Source organism: Novosphingobium sp. BAM6, assembly GCF_057784955.1.
Genome location: NZ_JBYNTR010000011.1, coordinates 15,424 through 34,267, shown reverse-complemented (window position 1 = coordinate 34,267; position 18,844 = coordinate 15,424). Strand labels below are relative to the sequence as shown.

Here is an 18,844-nt window from a genome sequence, read left to right as displayed (position 1 = left end):
GTCATCCTTCGTCGCCCTCGAAGCTGGAGGCGAAATTGGGGGCGAATGTTGTGGCCGGGCGGGCGCCCGCCTTCTTGCGCGCAGAGCGCTTGTCGAACGGCACCGCGAGTTCGGCGGTGATCTCGCGCAGCACGCTCTCGACGTTGCCGAGCACTTCCTCTTCCGAGAAGCGCAGCACGCGGATGCCGACGTCGGTCAGCTTGCGGTCCTGCAACTCGCTGACGTCGGGGTTGGAATCCTCGGGGCTGAGCTGGACGACGATCCAGCGCGAGGGGCAGGCGAAATCGACCACGGTCGAGCCGACAACGCTGTAGCGGATGAACTTCACGCCGCCCTGCTTCGAGCCCGAAAGCTGCGCCCACAGCGCCTTCTGCGCCTCGCTGGGATGGCGGCGCATGTCCTTGGCCCGCTCCTTGAGCGTTTCGAGGCGCGCGCCGGTGACATTGAAGCTGGCCTTGGCATCCGCCTTGGGCGCTGTCGCCGTGCTGATGCCCAGGGTCTTGCGGGCGGTCATGGTGTAAGTCCTTTATCGTTCATTCTGGTTGGAGCGGGCTTAGCCCACGCTCCCCTCAAGGCTGATGCCGAGCAGCTTCTGTGCTTCGACCGCGAATTCCATCGGCAGCTGCTGGAGCACTTCCTTGGCGAAGCCGTTGACGATCAGGCCGACCGCCGCTTCGGTGTCGAGGCCGCGCTGCATCGCGTAGAACAGCTGGTCGTCGCTGATCTTGCTGGTGGTGGCCTCGTGCTCGATCTGGGCCGAGGGGTTCTTTACCTCGATATAAGGCACGGTGTGGGCGCCGCATTCCTTGCCGAGCAGCAGCGAATCGCACTGGGTGAAGTTGCGCACGCCCTCGGCATTGGCGGCCACGCGCACCAGCCCGCGATAGGTGTTGTTGCTCTTGCCCGCCGAAATGCCCTTCGAGATGATCGTCGAGCGGCTGCCCTTGCCGTTGTGGATCATCTTGGTGCCGGTATCGGCCTGCTGGAAGTTGTTGGTGACGGCGACCGAGTAGAACTCGCCCACCGAATCCTCGCCGTTGAGCACGCACGAGGGGTACTTCCAGGTGATCGCCGAGCCGGTTTCGACCTGCGTCCACGAGATCTTCGAGCGCGCACCCTGGCACAGGCCGCGCTTGGTCACGAAGTTGTAGATGCCGCCCTTGCCCTCGGCATTGCCGGGATACCAGTTCTGCACCGTGGAGTACTTGATCTCGGCATCGTCCAGCGCGACGAGTTCGACGACGGCGGCGTGCAGCTGGTTCTCGTCGCGCATCGGCGCGGTGCAGCCTTCGAGGTACGAGACGTAGGAGCCCTTTTCGGCGACGATCAGCGTGCGCTCGAACTGGCCGGTATTCTCGGCATTGATGCGGAAATAGGTGCTCAGCTCCATCGGGCAGCGCACGCCTTCGGGGATATAGACGAAGGTGCCGTCGGAGAAGACCGCGCAGTTCAGCGCCGCGAAGTAGTTGTCCTGCACCGGCACGACGCGGCCCAGCCACTTCTTCACCAGCTCGGGATATTCGCGGATCGCCTCGGAGATCGAGCGGAAGATCACGCCCGCCTGCTCCAGCTCCTTGCGGAAGGTGGTGGCGACGGAGACCGAATCGAACACCGCATCGACGGCGACCTTGCGCGCGCCCTCGACACCGGCGAGCACTTTCTGCTCCTCCAGCGAGATGCCGAGCTTCTCATAGACGCGCAGGATCTCGGGATCGACCTCGTCAAGGCTGGCCGGGCCGTCCTTCTTCTTGGGCGCGGCCCAGTAATAGGCCTCCTGATAGTCGATCGGCGGGACGTTCAGCTTGGCCCAGTCCGGCGGGGTCATCTCCAGCCAGCGGCGATAGGCCTTGAGGCGCCATTCGAGCATCCACTCCGGCTCGTCCTTCTTGGCCGAGATGAAGCGCACGGTGTCCTCGGACAGGCCCTTGGGGCCGTATTCCTGCTCGATGTCGGAAACCCAGCCGTGCTCGTATTCGGCAGCGCGGGCGGCGGCATCGCGCGCGGCCTGATCGCGCACGGGTTCCTGCGGGGTGGTGTCGGGCGAGAGGGCGGTTGTGTTCATGGTCTTCTCGGTCATCTCGGTTGCTCGACCAGGGCGGTCAGAGTGACGCCCGCAAGGGCGCCGCGTACCGCCGCGTTGACCTGGGGCCAGTGCGGGCGGACATGGCAGGCCTCGTGCAGCGTGCAGTCGGTCTTGTGCGTTTCGAGGCAGGCGGTGAGCGCGATCGGCCCTTCCACCGCCTCGACGATATCGGCCAGCGAGATCGTCGCTGGCGGGCGGGCGAGGCGAAGGCCGCCGCCGACCCCGCGCGAGGAGCGCATGAGGCCGGCCGCGCTCAGCTTGCTGACCAGCTTCTGCACCGTGGGAACGGGCAGGCCGGTTTCCTCGGCCAGTTGTGCGGCGGAAATCCGCCCGCGCAGGGCAGCGGTGTTCTCGCCCGTTTGGTGTGCCTGCCCTCGGTTAACCTGTGCGGCGGACACCATCGCGCATGTTCCGCAATGCCTTGCGGCAGCGGACATGATCACAACGGCATAGTCGGCCATGCTGGACAGGCGCATCGATTCGAAACTCTGAAAACGTGTTTCCGGAAGCGCTCCCGACAAATCGGAGCGATTCCTTCCGATTTGCACCTAGTGCAGGTCCGTCGAGGTTTCAATGGGGTAAAAGGCGCAGAATTCAGCCAGTTTTTGCGAGTCTTTCGCAACTGCAAAGGCCGGTGCGAGGGCGTGGCGCAGGCGCGCCGTTCCGGCCAAACGAAAAAAGGGCGGCCCCTCCGAGGAAGGACCGCCGCTTAGTTAATAAGGAACTCGTGCACAAACCGGCTACGAGCCCTTCGGGTCGCAGGGCCGGTGTAGGAGGAGAATTGTCCGATTTATTGTAGAAACGCGACACGGTGTGCCGGGGGAGGGGTGAAACTTCGCAACTTTCCGCAAGTGAAGCTCCCGCTGTGCTGTTCATGCAACACATTGCCACCATGCAACCGTTGGCGTTATGCGCGTTTTGTGAACTACGCCCTTCTTCGCCCGCTGCTCTTCCGACTCGATGCCGAAACGGCACACGGATTGGCCTTCCGCGCCCTGCGTCTGCAGAACCCCAAGGCCGAAATCCGCCATGACGGGCCGCTCGCCTGTACGGTGGCCGGGCTGCAATTCCCCAACCCCGTGGGCATGGCGGCCGGATTCGACAAGAACGCCGAGGCCCCGGATGCTATTCTGGGCATGGGCTTCGGCTATGCCGAGGTCGGTTCGGTGACGCCGCGCCCGCAGGCGGGCAACGTGCGCCCGCGCCTGTTCCGGCTGGTCGAGGACCGCGCGGTGATCAACCGCATGGGCTTCAACAACCATGGCGGCGATGCGGCGGCGGCCCGGCTCAAGGCGCGCGCTGGACGCCCCGGCGTGATCGGCATGAACATCGGTGCGAACAAGGATTCGCAGGACCGCGTGGCGGACTACACGCACCTTGTCCGGCTGATGGCGCCGCTGTGCAGCTATATCGTCGTCAACGTTTCCAGCCCCAACACGCCGGGCCTGCGCGCGCTGCAGGACGAATCGGCACTGACCAGCCTGCTCGACGCCGTGATCGCCGAACGCGATGCGACCTGCGGACAGGGCAGCGGCCCGCCGATCTTCCTCAAGGTCGCCCCCGACCTTGAGCCTGCCGATATCGATTCGATCGCGCGCATCGCCATCGACAAGACGCTGGGCGCGCTGATCGTCACCAACACCACGATCTCGCGTCCGGCGCTGGCCTCGCCCCATGGCGGCGAGAGCGGCGGGCTTTCCGGGGCCCCGCTCAAGGACATGGCGCATCGCCGTCTGGTGGAATTCCGCAAGGCGACCGGCGGCGCGGTGCCGCTCATCGGCGTGGGTGGCATCGCCAATGCCGATGACGCCTGGGCGCGCATCCGCGCGGGTGCCAGCCTGATCCAGCTCTACAGCGCGATGGTCTATGAAGGACCGGGCATCGCGAAGACAATCTGCGCCGGACTGGAGCAGTTGATGAAGCGCGATGGCTTCTCGTCCATCGCCGAGGCGGTAGGCACCGCCTGACAGCGCTTCGCGGGCGGCGGGAACTTCTCCCGCCCGGAAAGCGTGTCTCTTTATGCAGACTGTCTCACCGTAACATTACCAGGGCACTGTTCGCCCAACCGGCCCTGCTTGTGGGCCGCCTCTCCCGCGCCTAGAGCGGTGCGTGGAGAGGATGCCGATAAAAGGATAACGGGATCGCCATGAAGATTGCCGACTTGGACGAGTGCCCCAACCTCGTCTCGCTGTTCCTGTCGCGCGCCGATGCGCTGGACGAGGAGCCGATGCTGTGGACCAAACAGGATGGCGAATGGCACGCGCTGAGCTGGCGCGAGGCCGCGCGGCGCGTCTGCACGATGGCGGCGGCGATCCGGCGGCTGGGCATCGCGCCCGGCGAGCGCGTGGTGATCGTTTCCGAAAACCGGCCCGAATGGTGTCTGGCAGACCTCGCGATCATGGCGGCGGGCTGCATCACCGTGCCCACCTACACCACCAATACGGTGCGCGATCACGTCCATATCCTCGAAAACTCAGGGGCCAGCGCGGCGATCTGCTCGACCGCGAAGCTCGCCAAGACGCTGCGCGCGGCGATCGACCAGACCGACCTGTGCCGCCACCTGATCGGCATGGAGACGCTGGCGCCCGCACAGGGCGGTTCGGTCATGGTGCATGACTGGCAGGAACTGCTGGAGGGCGATTACCAGCCTGCCCGCGCCGAAGTGGAGGCGACGATCGCCGGGATCGGGCGCAAGGATCTGGCCTGCATCATCTATACCAGCGGCACCGGCGGAGCGCCGCGCGGGGTGTGCCAGCACCACGGCATGATTCTGGCCAACGTCGCCGGAGCAGGCGCCATCATCGACGAGGACTTCGGCCTCTCGCAGCCGGAAATCTTCCTCTCGTTCCTGCCGCTCAGCCATGCCTACGAGCATACCGGCGGGCAGTTCCTGCCGATCGCGGTGGGCGGCCAGATCTATTACTGCGAAGGGCTCGACAAGCTGGCGGCCAATCTGGAGGAGGTCGGCCCGACGGTGATGGTCGTGGTGCCGCGCCTGTTCGAGGTGCTGCGCGCGCGGATCATCAAGCAGATCGACAAGCAGGGCGGGCTCGCCAAGAAGCTGATGCAGGCTGCCGTGGGCGCGGCACTGCGCCGCGAACAGGGCCGCACCACGCTCGCCGACCGACTGCTCGATCCGATCATCGAGCGCACGCTGCGCCCCAAGGTGCGCAAGCGCTTCGGCGGGCGGAACAAGGCGCTGGTTTCGGGCGGCGCGCCGCTCAACCCCGAGATCGGCGCCTTCTTCGGCGGCATGGGGCTGACGCTGCTGCAGGGCTATGGCCAGACCGAGGCGGGGCCGGTGATCTCGTGCAACCGTCCGAAAGCGGGCGTGAAGTTCGATACGGTAGGCCCGGCGCTGCGCGGCGTGGACGTGAAGATCGCCGAGGACGGCGAGATTCTCGTGCGCGGCGAACTGGTGATGTTCGGCTACTGGCAGAACAGTGCGGCAACGGCGGCGGCGCTGAAAGATGGCTGGCTCCAGACCGGCGACATCGGCCACATCGACGAGCGCGGGCGCATCGTCATCACCGATCGCAAGAAGGACATGATCGTCAACGACAAGGGCGACAATGTCTCTCCGCAGAAGGTCGAATCGATGCTGACGCTCCAGCCCGAAATCGCGCAGGCGATGGTCAGCGGCGACCGGCGGCCGTACGTGGTGGGCCTGATCGTGCCCGATGCCGAATGGGCCGAGGCCTGGGCTGCGGAGCATGGCGAGAGCGGAACTGTCGCGCAGTTGCAGGAGCTTGCGACATTCCGTGCGGCAGTGCGCACCGCCATCGACCGGGTCAACGCCGATCTCTCGGTGATCGAGAAGGTGCGCCAGTTCACCTTCGCGGACGAGGCGTTCTCGATCGAGAACGAGGAGATGACCCCCAGCCTCAAGATCCGCCGCCACAAGCTGCGCGAACGCTATGGCGACCGGGTGGATGCGCTCTATCGAAGCTGACCGAGGCCGGGCGTCTTTGTTTCGGCACCGGCCCTCTCCCCCACCCGGCCTCCCAACAGGGTACATTCGTGGGAGGCCGGGTGGGGGAGAGGGCCGGTGCCGCCCAAATTCGGCGGCGCCGAATTTCAACATATGCCCCTGAAAGGAACGCAGCGGGCCTTTCCGCGTTGAGCGAAGCGCTAGTTCGTCACTCGACAGGAAGGCCCGTTTCGATGCGCTCGTTCGCTTGCCCCAACTGCCAGCGCCTCAACCATTTCGAAGTCCGCGTCTGCCCCGGCTGCAACGCGACGCTGGGCTATGACCCTGCGATCGACGCCTTCCGTTTCCTGGCGGACGAGGCTACCGTCTGGCGCGATGGGCAGGGGGCCGTGGGCGAGGTCGTCGTCTGCGCCAACAACAATGCCTATGCGATCTGCAACTGGCTGGTCACCCAGCATGACGAGACGCAGATGTGCCTCGCCTGCCGCCACAATCGCACGATCCCCGACCTGTCGCAGCCCTCGGTCCCGCCGCGCTGGGCGAAGATCGAGGAGGCCAAGCGGCGGATGTTCCATACGCTGATCAAGCTCGGCCTGCCGCTGGAGACCAAGCTGGACGAAACCTCGGGCCGCACGGTGCAGGGGCTGGCCTTCGATTTCCTCTACGATCCGGCAGCGGAGGCCGCAGGCACCCCGCAGGTGATGACCGGCCACGATGGCGGGCTTGTCACGCTGAACCTGATCGAGGCCGACGATGCCGAGCGCGAGCGTATCCGCCACGCCATGGGCGAGCCCTACCGCACGCTGCTGGGCCATTTCCGGCACGAGGTGGGCCACCATTACTGGTCGCGGCTGGTCGAGCACGACCCGGAGGAACTGGCGGCCTTCCGCGCGCTGTTCGGCGACGAGACGGTCGATTACGAATCGAGCCTTAATTCGCACTATGGGGATGGCGGCACGGTATGGACCACCGATTACGTCAGCGCCTATGCGACGATGCATCCGTGGGAGGATTTTGCCGAGACCTTCGCGCATTACCTGCACATCGTCGACGTGCTGGCGACGGCGGAAGGCTTCCACCTGCACCTGAGCGGACTGGCAGGCGAAGGTGCTGCAGGCGATGGCGAAGTGGAGGTCGATTTCGATCCCTACACCGCGCCCACGGCGGCGCTCGCCGGGCAGATGGCGCCGCTGTCGTTCGCGATGAATGCGATCAACCGCTCGATGGGACAGCCGGATCTCTATCCGTTCCACCTGTCGGACGCGATCGTGGCGAAGCTGGATTACGTCAACCGTCTGGTGGCCAGGGCGCGGGCGAGCGAGAGTGCGCAGGCGCTTCCGGAGCCGGTGTGAAGATGGGCCGGTTTGAAGAGGTGAGAGGAGAGGGGCGCGCGGCGCGTCAGCGGATGCGCGCCCCCGATATTTCCTAGATCAGGCGACTTCCTTCTCGATCCATTCGGGATAGAACTTCGGTTCGCGGCCCGACCAGCCCTGCGCCATCGCGGCGGCTTCGCTGATCGAGTGGAGCAGCAGGCGACGGCGTTCCGGGCGGATCAGTGGCAGCGCGGCGGCGCCGCAGAACGCGCTGGGCAGCCAAGGGCGCGACCAGGCACCGAGCAGCCGCTCGTAGAGGAAGCGAAACGCGCTGAACGAATCGAGCCGTTCCTGCGCCAGATCGAAGGCAGCCATGCGGATCAGCGGGCCGAGGAAATCCTCGACGCCATCGAGCCCCGCCTCTTCGGGATGGAGCGCGCGCAGCGCGTCGATGCTGCGATAGATTTCGTACTGTTCGCGGATGGAGACCATTTCTCCGGCATCGCGGGCCCAGCGCTTGTAGGTGTCCGGCTTGCCGAGCGCCACGTCGAGGCTGCGCCGGATATAGCGCTGCTCTGCAGGCGCGAAGCTGGCGAACTCGCGCAGTTCGCTGATGGTGACGGTTGCCGTGCCCTTGGTGGCCATGGTCGTATCTCCCTGCGACTCGAAAGGCTGATGCGCTTTCGCATAGAGAGAAAAGCACTTTTCCGCTTTCTGTTCCATTAACTATGCAATGCTTTGTTTCCCGATTTGCGACGAACGGGAAATTAAGAAATCAGAAAGGATGTGGGTCGGGTTGGATTCGTGCGCGCCGGAGAGGCGGTGCCTCCTGACGCGCGCAGAAGCTTGACCCCCGCCTGCGCGGGGGTGACGAAACAGGGATATGATAGGGGGAGGGGGAAGAGTCCCCCTCAGATAAGCCCGGCCAGCGGGCTCGACGGATCGGCGTACTTGCGCGTGGGCATGCGGCCTGCGAGGTAGGCGTCGCGCCCGCCCTGCACCGCCAGCTTCATCGCGCGGGCCATGCGGATCGGGTCTTTCGCCTCGGCGATGGCGGTGTTCATCAGCACGCCGTCGCAGCCCAGTTCCATCGCGACCGCCGCTTCGGAAGCCGTGCCCACGCCCGCATCGACCAGCACCGGCACCCTGGCGCCCTCGACGATCAGGCGCACCGTCACCTTGTTCTGGATGCCGAGGCCTGAGCCGATCGGCGCGCCCAGCGGCATCACCGCGACAGCGCCGCACTCTTCCAGCTGCTTGGCCGCAATCGGATCGTCGACGCAGTAGACCATCGGCAGGAAGCCTTCCTTCGCCAGGATCTCGGTGGCCTTCAGCGTCTCGCGCATGTCGGGATAGAGCGTGCGCGCCTCGCCCAGCACTTCCAGCTTCACCAGATCCCAGCCGCCCGCCTCGCGCGCGAGGCGCAGCGTGCGGATGGCATCGTCGGCGGTGAAGCAACCGGCGGTGTTGGGCAGGTAGGTGATCTTCTTCGGGTCGATGAAGTCGGTCAGCATCGGCGCCTTGGGGTCCGACACATTGACGCGGCGCACGGCGACCGTGACGATCTCCGCGCCCGAGGCTTCCACCGCCGCCGCATTCTGCGCGAAGTCCTTGTACTTGCCGGTGCCCACGATCAGGCGCGAGGTGAAGGTACGACCGGCGACAGTCCAGGTGTCCGGGGTCCAGGTATCAGCAGCAGTATCGGTCACGGGGGCGCATCCTTTCGGGGGGAGCGAGGCTTTCGGGGAAAGCGTAAGTCAGGGAGGTCATCGAGGCCGGGGCTGCCGTTGCGTCAGCCGCCGCCGACGAAGTGGACGATCTCCAGCACGTCGCCGTCGGTCAGCGCGATCTCACCGAGCAGCGAGCGAGGGGCGATCTCGGCATTGCGTTCCACCGCGACCTTGGCGGGATCGAGGCCGATCTCGGCCACGAGGTCGGCGATGGTCGATCCGGCGGCGATGCGGCGCGGTTCGCCATTGACGGTCAGCGAAAGCGAAACGGGAGTATTCTCGGCCATGCAGGCCAGATAGCGGTCCCTGCGGGTTTGAGAATACCCTGCGCGGGGATTTTTAAGGAGAAGTGCGCGCGCGTCCAGCTTGTCTTCCCCGGTATCTCTATCAATGCCCGGCGTGGAGGTTGCGGATATGCGCGAAGGCGACGAGGACGACGCCTGCGACGGTGAATGCGCCTTCCTCCAGCCCGTGGCGGACGAACAGCGCCGTGGTCATCAGCGCAAGGCCTGCCGCGCCGATCGCCAGTGGCAGACGCTGGCCGTGGCGATACGCGCCGAAACCAAGCCCGATCCCGGCGATCACGACTGCCAGCGCCAGGCCCACATGGTGGATCTCGGGCGAGAGCAGCACGCTGCCGCCGATCCCCAGCACACCCACCAGCAGCGCGGTCAGCATGCAGTGCACCGCACACAGGCCGCTGAGCACAATGCCGAGGCGGTCGAAGCGGTGGCGGCCAAAATGGAGGATGACAGAGGCGATGGCGTTACGCATGAGACGGCTAATATGTTACGTTGTAACATCATGCAAGAGCGGCTGCTCGTCTGGCGTGCGCATGTCGTACCCGGCCTGTCCCGACCTTGGGACGGGCACGTCCGGTCGCATCCCCGGTCAATGTGTCTCTTGCACAACAGGTCGTAAACTATCAGGGATGACCGGCATGAAGGCACCTTCCCGCAAAGCCCGGCCGAGTCACGCGCTGATCGGCACTGTCGACGATACCCGGCCGATGGCCCGCTGGCTGCTGATCGTGGCCTGCCTCGTCATCATGATCGTGTGTGTGGGCGGTATCACCCGCCTGACCGAATCGGGCCTGTCGATCACCGAGTGGAAGCCGGTGACGGGCGCGCTCCCGCCGCTGACCGATGCGCAGTGGCAGATCGAGTTCGCGCGCTACAAGCACATCCCGCAGTATATCGACGTCAACGGCCCGGCGGGCATGACGCTGTCGCAGTACAAGGGCATCTATTTCTGGGAGTGGTTCCACCGCCTGCTCGGCCGTGTGATCGGCATGGCGATGGTGCTGCCGCTGGCGTGGTTCTGGATTCGCCGCACGATCCCGCTGGGCTATCGCCCGCGCCTGATCGCGCTGACCGCACTGATCGGCCTGCAGGGCACGATCGGCTGGCTGATGGTGCATTCGGGCCTGACGCCTGACGCGCAGGACCGGGTGAGCCACTACTGGCTCGCCGCCCACCTGATCACCGCGCTGTTCACGCTGGGCGGCCTAGTGTGGACCGCGCTCGATCTGCGGGCGCTGGGGGCGGAGGGCGATCCGCCGGCCAGACTGACGCGCTTCGGTGCGCTGGCGCTGGTCGCGCTGGCGATGCAGATCTTCATGGGCGCGATGGTGGCGGGGCTACGTGCAGGCTATGTCGCCGGTTCCGGCTGGTTCCATGTCGATGCCTGGCCGCTGATGCAGGGCAGCTTCTTCCCCGATGGCGTCGACTGGACGGGCGGCTTGTTCCACGCGCTGTTCGACGATCTCTATCTCACCCACTTCGTCCACCGCTGGTGGGCCTGGGTGGTGGTGGCCATCCTGATCGCGATGGGGCGCCGCCTGAAGGCCGCTCGCCGCCGTGAGGTGAGCTTCGCGCTGCACTGCGCCTTCGGATTGCAGGTGGTGCTGGGGATCAGCACGGTGTGGTCGGGCGTGTCGATCCCGATCGCGGTCGCGCATCAGGTCTGCGCCGCGCTGCTGGTCTGCGCCACCACCTGGGGCGCGCATGCGCTGGGGCGCCGCCGTTGATTGACGAGGCCGATGCTTCCGAGAACGGCGCGCTGATCTGGTGCCCCTTCCCGGACGAGGCCTCGGCGCTGGCGGTGATCGATACGCTGCTCTACGAAGGCCTCGTCGCCTGCGGCAACGTGCTTCCGGCGATGACCTCGCGCTTCGTGTGGAACGGCGTGAAGGACGAAGCCTTAGAACACGGCGTGCTGTTCAAGACCCGCGCGGCCCTGCTGGAGCGCGCGGTGGCGCGGATTTCCGCACTCCACCCTTACGAGACGCCCGCCGTGCTCGGCTGGCGCTGTGACGCCGCGGCGCCCGCGACTCTGGCGTGGCTGAATGGCCTCGGATAACGCAGAGGTATCATTTTACCTCTCTGGAAACCCGCACTTGCCTTGACTTGGGGGGGGATTTCGACGATTGGGCGCGCCTTCCCACGCGCCGCTCGGGAGATTCGCCTTTTGATGGTCGATCGTTCAGCAGCGCGCTCGAACAAGGATTGACCTGCCATGAAGGCGCTCACGAAGGTCACCCGGTCGATCAAGCCGGCCGAGGTGGAAAAGAAGTGGCATCTGATCGATGCCGAAAATCTGGTGGTTGGCCGTCTGGCCGTCATCGTTGCCGACCTGCTGCGCGGCAAGCACAAGCCCAGCTTCACCCCGCACGTTGATTGCGGCGACCACGTCGTCATCATCAACGCCGAGAAGGTGCGCTTCACGGGCAACAAGCTCAAGCAGCAGACCTACTACAAGCACACCGGTTATGCCGGCGGCATCAAGGAAATCACCGCGGACAAGGTTCTCGCCGGTCGTTTCCCCGAGCGCGTGCTCGAGAAGGCTGTCGAGCGTATGATCCCGCGTGGTCCGCTTGGCCGTGACCAGATGCGCGCTCTGCACATCTACGCCGGCACCGAGCACCCGCACGGTGGCACCCAGCCCGAAGCGCTCGACGTCGCTTCGATGAACCGCAAGAACAAGGTGGGCGCATAATGTCTGAGACCGAAACCGTTCAGAGCCTGTCGGACCTCGCAGACATCGCCGGCACCGTTGCCGTCGAGTCGACCGAGACCCCCGTGTTCGTTTCCAACGCGCCGCTGCGCGAGCAGGAAATCGACGCGCAGGGCCGCGCCTACGCCACCGGCCGCCGCAAGGACGCCGTGGCTCGCGTGTGGCTGAAGCCCGGCACCGGCAAGATCATCGTCAATGGCCGTGATCAGGAAGTCTACTTCGCCCGTCCGACCCTGCGTCTGGTCATCAACCAGACCTTCCAGGTCGCTGGCCGCGAAGACCAGTACGACGTCGTCGCCACCGTCAAGGGTGGTGGTCTCTCGGGCCAGGCCGGCGCTGTGAAGCACGGTATCGCCCAGGCCCTCGCCAAGTACGAGCCCGCCCTGCGCGCCGCCGTCAAGGCCGCCGGCTTCCTGACCCGCGACAGCCGCGTCGTCGAGCGTAAGAAGTACGGCCGTGCAAAGGCACGCCGCAGCTTCCAGTTCTCGAAGCGCTGATATTTTCCGGTTCTCGGCCTGCCCTTGCGGCGGGCCGGATCGGACAAAAGAAAACGGCCCCCGGTTCGCCCGGCGGGCCGTTTTTCTTTGGGGAGGGGCCAGCATCCGGGCGGTGTTGAACCTAATCGTACGTCGCTACGGGCAAGACTGCCCACGGCGAGTCCCGATCATTTCGTTCAGCCAGGAACCCGAAATCAACTGTTGGCAACGAGAGCAGATCTGGATGCCATTCTAAAAGGTGTGCGGTGTGCACATAGCGACCTTGCTCATCAAAATCATGGTCAGATGCGCCACATAGAAACTGTAAGTCTCCATCGGCTTCATGGACGAAAAGTAGGACCGGTGCGCCATCGATGACGTGCTGACAGGTGAAGCAACCCTTGTCGCCATCAAAGGTGTAACCCGCGAAGCTGATAGTTTGGGCAATCATGCTTGATATTTTGCATGAGTTTTTAGCTGACTACAATGATGGTGCATCATTCGCAACCACATCACTTGTAGTCTGCGGGTAATGACATCGGGGCAGTACTCTTCACTCCATGGAAACGTTCCACGCGGATCACGAATTCCATAAGGCCGCCCTCGGGAACGCGCCTGCCCCCTCGTGAGTTTGCAGTGCAGCATGTTCCGGGGGGCGGGAGGAGGCATCCTCATCGGCGCGCGGGATCGTGATGCCCCCCGCAGGAGGACTGCCATGTCGTCTTCGTCCCTGTTCGCTTTCGCCCGTCCCGAACGCATCCGCGCCGAACTTGGCGCCGAATTCACCGGGGAGGGGACGCACTTCGCGGTCTTTTCCGAAAATGCCGAGGCGATGGAGCTGTGCCTGTTCTCGCCCGATGGCGCCGAGGAAGTCGCGCGGCTGGAACTGCCCTCGCGCGAGGGCTCGATCTTCTCGGGCTACCTGCCCGGCGTGCGACCGGGGCAGCTCTACGGCTACCGCGCCCATGGCGCCTACGAGCCCGAGCGGGGGCATCGCTTCAACCCCAACAAGCTGCTGCTCGATCCCTATGCGCGCGAGATTGCGGGACAGATCCGCTGGGACGATGCGCTGTGGGGCTATGACCCTGCGAGCGGCGACGACCTGACCTTCGATGCCCGCGATTCCGCGCCCTTTATGGTCAAGGGGCGGGTGCAGGACCCGGATTTCGACTGGGAGGGCGATCAGGCGATTGCCCGTCCGTGGACCGAGACCGTGCTGTGCGAAGCGCATGTGAAGGGCATGACCATGCTCCACCCCGATGTGCCCGAGGCGCTGCGCGGCACCTATGAGGGCATGGTCTGCGAGCCGGTGCTCGACCATCTGCGGCGCCTTGGCGTGACGGCGGTGGAACTGCTGCCGTGCCAGTTCTTCCTCGACGACCGCCAGCTGCTCGACAAGGGCCTGTCGAACTACTGGGGCTATCAGAGCCTCGGCTATTTCGCGCCCGAGCCGCGCTATCTGCGCACCGGCGATACCGCGCCCGGCGCCATCCGCCAGTTCAAGGACATGGTGAAGCGGTTCCACAAGGCGGGGATCGAGGTGATCATGGACGTGGTCTACAACCACACCGCCGAAGGATCGGAGCGCGGGCCGACGCTGGGCTTCCGCGGGCTCGACAATGCTGCCTATTATATGCTCAGCCCCGAGAACCCGCGCTATTCGTTCGATCAGACCGGCACCGGCAATACGCTTTCGGTCGCCCATCCGATGGTCTTGCGCATGGTGCTCGATTCGCTGCGCTACTGGGTGCAGGTGATGCACGTCGACGGGTTCCGCTTCGACCTTGCCTCGACGCTGGGGCGCGAGGCGACCGGTTTCGATCGCGAGGGCGGGTTCTTCGATGCGATCCGGCAGGACCCGATTCTGGCGGGCGTGAAGCTGATTGCCGAGCCGTGGGACGTCGGCCTTGGCGGCTATCAGGTTGGCGGCTTCCCCCACCCTTTCCGCGAATGGAATGACAAGTTCCGCGATACCGTGCGCGGCTTCTGGCGCGGCGACGAGGCGCTGGTCGGCCCGCTCGCCAACGTGCTCGTCGGCTCGCCGCAGCAGTTCAACCATTCGGACCGGGGCGCGACCGCCTCGATCAACTTCCTCGCCGCGCACGACGGCTTCACGCTGATGGATACCGTCTCGTACAACGACCGCCACAACGAGGCGAACGGCGAGGGCGGGGCGGACGGCCACGACAACAACCTGTCGGACAACATGGGTGCCAAAGGAGCGACCGAGGACGAGGGCGTGAACGCGGCCCGCGCGCGCCGTCGCCGGGCGATGATCGCGACGCTGCTGGTCTCGCAAGGGGTGCCGATGATGCTGGCGGGCGATGCCATCGGCAACAGCCAGCAGGGCAACAATAACGTCTACTGTCAGGACAACGAGACCGCGTGGATCGACTGGCCGCATCGCGACGATGCCCTGCTCGACTTCTGCAGCGGCATGATCGAGTTGCGCCATGCCCACCCGGTGCTCGCGCAGGACAACTTCCTGCTCGGCGCCAGCAGCGAGGAAGGCCGCGTCGAAATCGCGTGGTTCCAGCCGGACGGGCGCGCAATGACGCCGGAGCTGTGGGAGCAGGCCAGCCTGCGCGTGCTCGGGCTCCAGCTCGATTATTCCGCGCGCGAGGTGTTCCTGGGCGGCCCGCGTCCGCTGTTCATGGTGCTGAATGCCGGGGACGCGCTGGACTTCACGCTGCCCGAGCGCGAGGGCGGCTGGGTCCGGGTGCTCGATACGGCGGCGGAAGACTGCTTTGCCAAGCAGGCGCTGGAGGGCGTGACAGCAGCGATCCCGGCGCAGGCGCTATGCCTCTTCGCGCCGGGGGCGTAATCAATGCCCGCTGTAGCGGCCGGGTCGGTGGTTCACGTACATCACCGCGTTGATCGCGGCGGCGGAGAGCAGCGACATCGCCACGCGAGGAAGGCCGATCACCGGGATGGCGCTGGTCAGGATCACCACGTCGAACAGCATCTGCGTGCGCCCCGCATTCCAGCCGCGTGAACCGTGAAAGTGGAGGGCGATGATGCCGATGCCGCCCGCCCCGGCACCATGCCGTGCCAAGGCCAGCACGCCCATGCCGATCAGCGTGCCGGAAAACAGCGCCGCGAAGAACGGGTCGATATGCGAGACGCCCAGATAGTGCGGCACCAGCAAGCCGATGCCCATCATGCCGACGCTGGCGGTCGTGCTTTTCACCGCGAAAGTCATGTTCACGGCGCGTGCAGCGTAGAGGAAGAACGGCAGGTTCACGAGCAGCATCAGCGTCGTCGGGCTGAGCGGCAGCAGGTACGACAGGATCAGCGCGATCCCCGCCGTGCTCCCGGTAACGAGCCCCGCCTGCTTGAGCAGCACGACGCCGACGGCGGTGAAAGTACAGCCGATCAGCATCGCATAGACGTCCTCCGCCATGCTGTGGCGATGGGCCTTGGCCTCCTCCACGGCTTCGTGGGTGGCGCTGGGGAAGGCGTCGTGATCGGTCTCGGTCAAGCGTCGTGTCCCGGTTGGAGGAGGTCTGAACGCGCTGTGCAGTGGGTGGATATAAATTTCAAGGCATGGGAATATTATTTCGTTCTCTGAAAGGCGGCAACACCTGTCGCGGCGCAGCATTCCTGCTTATGGACGCCAGTGCAAGACGGGCATTCGCAAGCTGATCGCGGCGCAGCGCAGTTTGCCGCAGTGCCGCAGAACAGGACGAAAACCATGGTCGCGATCGGTTGCTTCTTTCCCGTGCTCTTCTTCATCCTCGGCGCGGTGATCGGAGCGATGGTCGGCGGCGACAGCGGCACGATGTGGGGGGCGATCATCGGCACGGTGCTGGGGCTTGCCTGCTGCGGGGCGATGTTCGGGATACTCGCGAAGGCAGCGACCAAGCGAAAGTAGCGCGAGGTTGGACAGCAGGGGGGTTGGACAGCGCGGGGCGGGCGTGATTTAACCCCCGGCCATGAAACGTCTTTCGCCGCTTGCTGCGCTGCCAGCCGCGCTCTTCGCCTGCACCGCGCTGGTCGCGGCTCCGTCCATCGCCGATACGCCTGTACAGGACACGTCGGACCCGCTGGCCTCGGTCGATCCGCTGATCGGCACCGGGCCGGACGGCCACACCTTCCCCGGCGCCAGCGCCCCGTTCGGCATGGTCCAGCTCTCGCCCGATACCGACGCGACGTGTCAGGTGCGCGACTGCTACGCCCACGCGGCGGGCTACAGCTATCACGACACCACCATTCAGGGCTTCAGCCACACGCACTTTTCGGGCGCGGGACACTCGGACCTCGGCGACTTCCTCGTCATGCCCGAGGTTGGCCCGACCTCCGCCGTGAAACTGGATCCGGGCAGCGAGAAGAACCCCGCAGGCGGCTATCGCCAGCACTTCTCGCACGATACCGAAGTCGCCAGGCCCGGCTATTACGCGGTGACGCTGGCCGACAGCGGCGTGCGCGCGGAACTGACGGCGGGGACGCGCGTGGGCGTCCATCGCTATACCTTCCCCAAGGGCGCCGAGGCGCACCTGCTGCTCGACATGCGATCGAGCCTCTATGATTATCCCGGCAAGGTCCTGTGGTCCGGCCTGCACCTGCACCCGGACGGCACGCTCACCGGCTTTCGCGAGACGCGCGGCTGGGCGGCGGGGCGCAAGCTGTTCTTCGCGATGCGCTTTTCCGCGCCGCTGACGGATCATGCCTTCCTCGACCGGGACGAGCATGTCGCCTACAAGGGCTTTCAGGGGCCGGGGCGCGGCAGCGATGCGCTGCCCGAAAAGCTGGGCAAGGCGCTGGAGGCGCGGCTCGATTTCGGCACGCTTTCCAAGCCCTTGGAAGTGCGCGTGGCGCTCTCGGGCGTGGACGAGCAAGGCGCCATCGCCAACCTTGATGCAGAAGGCGCCGATTTCGACACCGTGCGCGCCCGGACCGAGAGCCTGTGGCGCAGCGCGCTCGACCGGGTGAAGATCGACGCGCCCCAGCCGATGCGCACCAACCTCTATACCGCGCTCTATCACAGCCTGCTCGCCCCCTCGGTGTGGAGCGATGCCGACGGCCAGTATCGCGGGCCGGACGATCAGGTTCATCGGGCGCAGGGCTTTACCTTCCGCTCCACCTTCTCGCTGTGGGATACCTTCCGCGCCGAACATCCGCTGCTGACGCTGATCCAGCCCGCGCAGACGACCGCCGACGTGGTGAACTCGCTGGTCGCCAGCCAGCAGGAGAGCCCTTACGGCATCCTGCCCGTCTGGCAGTTCGCCGGGCGCGAGACCTGGACGATGATCGGCTATCACGCGGTCCCGGTGATCGCGGATGCATACCTCAAGGGCATGCCGGGGTTCGATGCGAATGCCGCGCTCGATGCGATGGTGAAGAGCGCGACTTACGCGCCTTACGGCGGCCTCGGCTACTACATGAAGCTGGGCTATGTGCCGATCGACAAGGAGCCCGAGGCGGCGTCCAAGACGGTCGAATACGCTTACGATGACTGGACCATCGCGCGCATGGCGCAGAAGATGGGCCGCAAGGATATCGAGGCCGCGTTCGACAGGCGCGCCGGGTACTGGCGCAACAGCTTCGATGCCAAGACCGGCTGGGTCCGCGCGCGCAAGAGCGACGGGTCGTTCCGCACACCCTTCGATCCCACCGCGATCAACTATGGTTCGGACTATACCGAGGGCAATGCCTGGCAATACAGCTGGTTCGTGCCGCAGGATCAGGCCGGGCTGTTCAAGGCGTTGGGCGGTGACAGGAAGGTCGTCGCCAAGCTCGATGCGATGTTCGACTATGACAATTCCAAGCTCGACTACAGCCATGCCGAGGATATCGCCGGGCTCATCGGCCAGTACATCCACGGCAACGAACCGAGCCACCACGTCGCCTATCTCTATGACTATGCCGGCGCGCCGTGGCGCACGCAGGAGCGGCTCAAGCAGATCGTCGAGAGCCAGTACAAGCCGACGCCGGACGGCCTATCGGGCAACGACGACCTTGGCCAGATGTCGGCCTGGCTGGTGTTCACCGGGCTCGGTTTCTACCCGGTGACGCCGGGCAGCGGGCAATATGTGATCGGGCGGCCCTTCGTGCGCCATGCCGCCGTGGAATTGCCCAACGGCAAGACCTTCACCGTGGACGTGGATGGCCTGTCGGACGCGAACCGCTACGTCGGGCGGGTGGAGCTGAACGGCAAGGCGCTGGCCCGTACATGGATTTCCGATGCGGAAGTGCGCGCCGGCGGCACGCTGCACTTCACGATGCAGGCCCAGCCGAACAAGACCTGGGGCACGGCGCCTTCCGCGCGGCCTTATTCATCCTCGACGGCGAAGTGA

At 65.5% G+C, this 18,844-nt stretch carries 19 protein-coding genes; 10 read left to right on the top strand and 9 right to left on the bottom strand.

Going from position 1 to position 18,844, the window contains the following annotated elements; translation table 11 throughout:
- Position 1: 1 nt before the first annotated feature.
- The 3 genes from AC3EC3_RS17725 to AC3EC3_RS17715 are packed head-to-tail and all read right to left on the bottom strand — an operon-like array spanning position 2 to position 2,559.
- The gene (locus AC3EC3_RS17725) at positions 2–514 is read right to left on the bottom strand and encodes an endonuclease domain-containing protein (protein ID WP_488490924.1); all 513 of its coding nucleotides are present in this window, start codon (positions 512–514) and stop codon (positions 2–4) included.
- A 39-nt stretch (positions 515–553) separates the two neighbouring features.
- Positions 554–2,062, bottom strand: coding sequence for a Fe-S cluster assembly protein SufB (gene sufB / locus AC3EC3_RS17720; protein ID WP_488490923.1), 1,509 nt, complete (start codon positions 2,060–2,062; stop codon positions 554–556).
- Between the two features lie 11 nt (positions 2,063–2,073).
- Positions 2,074–2,559 carry an RrF2 family transcriptional regulator gene (locus AC3EC3_RS17715; RefSeq protein WP_488490922.1) on the bottom strand — a complete coding sequence of 162 codons (486 nt, stop codon included), beginning with the start codon at positions 2,557–2,559 and terminating at the stop codon, positions 2,074–2,076.
- Between the two features lie 444 nt (positions 2,560–3,003).
- On the opposite strand from AC3EC3_RS17715, the gene AC3EC3_RS17710 reads away from it, so the two are divergent.
- From AC3EC3_RS17710 to AC3EC3_RS17700, 3 genes are all read left to right on the top strand, one after another.
- A complete protein-coding gene (locus AC3EC3_RS17710; RefSeq protein ID WP_488490921.1) occupies positions 3,004–4,050 on the top strand; it encodes a quinone-dependent dihydroorotate dehydrogenase in 1,047 nt (348 codons plus the stop codon).
- A gap of 179 nt (positions 4,051–4,229) precedes the next feature.
- Positions 4,230–6,035 (top strand): AMP-dependent synthetase/ligase, encoded by a 1,806-nt coding sequence (locus tag AC3EC3_RS17705; RefSeq protein ID WP_488490920.1) that lies wholly within the window; start codon positions 4,230–4,232, stop codon positions 6,033–6,035.
- A gap of 212 nt (positions 6,036–6,247) precedes the next feature.
- On the top strand, positions 6,248–7,366 hold the full coding sequence (locus AC3EC3_RS17700) for a zinc-binding metallopeptidase family protein (protein WP_488490919.1): 1,119 nt from the start codon (positions 6,248–6,250) through the stop codon (positions 7,364–7,366).
- A 78-nt stretch (positions 7,367–7,444) separates the two neighbouring features.
- Here AC3EC3_RS17700 and AC3EC3_RS17695 read toward each other — a convergent pair whose 3' ends face one another.
- From AC3EC3_RS17695 to AC3EC3_RS17680, 4 genes are all read right to left on the bottom strand, one after another.
- On the bottom strand, positions 7,445–7,972 hold the full coding sequence (locus tag AC3EC3_RS17695) for a hypothetical protein (protein ID WP_488490918.1): 528 nt from the start codon (positions 7,970–7,972) through the stop codon (positions 7,445–7,447).
- Between the two features lie 266 nt (positions 7,973–8,238).
- On the bottom strand, positions 8,239–9,036 hold the full coding sequence (locus AC3EC3_RS17690) for a bifunctional sulfur carrier protein/thiazole synthase protein (protein ID WP_488490917.1): 798 nt from the start codon (positions 9,034–9,036) through the stop codon (positions 8,239–8,241).
- Positions 9,037–9,119: 83 nt separating this feature from the next.
- A complete protein-coding gene (gene thiS, locus AC3EC3_RS17685; protein WP_260926298.1) occupies positions 9,120–9,344 on the bottom strand; it encodes a sulfur carrier protein ThiS in 225 nt (74 codons plus the stop codon).
- 100 nt (positions 9,345–9,444) lie between these two features.
- Entirely contained in the window at positions 9,445–9,831 is a 387-nt protein-coding gene (locus tag AC3EC3_RS17680; RefSeq protein WP_488490916.1) for a MerC domain-containing protein, read from the bottom strand.
- A 166-nt stretch (positions 9,832–9,997) separates the two neighbouring features.
- Between AC3EC3_RS17680 and AC3EC3_RS17675 the strand changes: the two genes are divergently transcribed.
- The 4 genes from AC3EC3_RS17675 (at position 9,998) to rpsI (ending at position 12,569) form a co-directional block, all read left to right on the top strand.
- Positions 9,998–11,086, top strand: a complete 1,089-nt coding sequence (locus tag AC3EC3_RS17675; RefSeq protein ID WP_488490915.1) for a COX15/CtaA family protein — start codon at positions 9,998–10,000, stop codon at positions 11,084–11,086.
- On the top strand, positions 11,083–11,418 hold the full coding sequence (gene cutA, locus AC3EC3_RS17670; protein ID WP_488490914.1) for a divalent-cation tolerance protein CutA: 336 nt from the start codon (positions 11,083–11,085) through the stop codon (positions 11,416–11,418). The genes AC3EC3_RS17675 and cutA overlap by 4 nt, the downstream gene beginning before the upstream one ends.
- A gap of 156 nt (positions 11,419–11,574) precedes the next feature.
- The gene (rplM, locus tag AC3EC3_RS17665; RefSeq protein WP_260926306.1) at positions 11,575–12,054 is read left to right on the top strand and encodes a 50S ribosomal protein L13; all 480 of its coding nucleotides are present in this window, start codon (positions 11,575–11,577) and stop codon (positions 12,052–12,054) included.
- Positions 12,054–12,569 (top strand): 30S ribosomal protein S9, encoded by a 516-nt coding sequence (gene rpsI / locus AC3EC3_RS17660; protein ID WP_488490913.1) that lies wholly within the window; start codon positions 12,054–12,056, stop codon positions 12,567–12,569. The genes rplM and rpsI overlap by 1 nt, the downstream gene beginning before the upstream one ends.
- Before the next feature lie 121 nt (positions 12,570–12,690).
- On the opposite strand, the gene AC3EC3_RS17655 is transcribed toward rpsI, so the two are convergent.
- Positions 12,691–12,999: a hypothetical protein gene (locus AC3EC3_RS17655; protein ID WP_488490912.1), complete on the bottom strand. Its 309-nt coding sequence runs from the start codon at positions 12,997–12,999 to the stop codon at positions 12,691–12,693.
- 264 nt (positions 13,000–13,263) lie between these two features.
- On the opposite strand from AC3EC3_RS17655, the gene glgX reads away from it, so the two are divergent.
- Complete coding sequence (glgX, locus tag AC3EC3_RS17650; RefSeq protein ID WP_488490911.1) at positions 13,264–15,372, top strand: glycogen debranching protein GlgX; 2,109 nt, start codon at positions 13,264–13,266, stop codon at positions 15,370–15,372.
- Here the strand turns inward: glgX and AC3EC3_RS17645 are convergent, their stop codons facing one another.
- Complete coding sequence (locus AC3EC3_RS17645; protein WP_488490910.1) at positions 15,373–16,029, bottom strand: YitT family protein; 657 nt, start codon at positions 16,027–16,029, stop codon at positions 15,373–15,375.
- A gap of 213 nt (positions 16,030–16,242) precedes the next feature.
- Between AC3EC3_RS17645 and AC3EC3_RS17640 the strand changes: the two genes are divergently transcribed.
- Both AC3EC3_RS17640 and AC3EC3_RS17635 read left to right on the top strand, forming a co-directional pair.
- Complete coding sequence (locus tag AC3EC3_RS17640) at positions 16,243–16,422, top strand: hypothetical protein (RefSeq protein ID WP_488490909.1); 180 nt, start codon at positions 16,243–16,245, stop codon at positions 16,420–16,422.
- A 61-nt stretch (positions 16,423–16,483) separates the two neighbouring features.
- Positions 16,484–18,844 carry a GH92 family glycosyl hydrolase gene (locus tag AC3EC3_RS17635; RefSeq protein ID WP_488490908.1) on the top strand — a complete coding sequence of 787 codons (2,361 nt, stop codon included), beginning with the start codon at positions 16,484–16,486 and terminating at the stop codon, positions 18,842–18,844.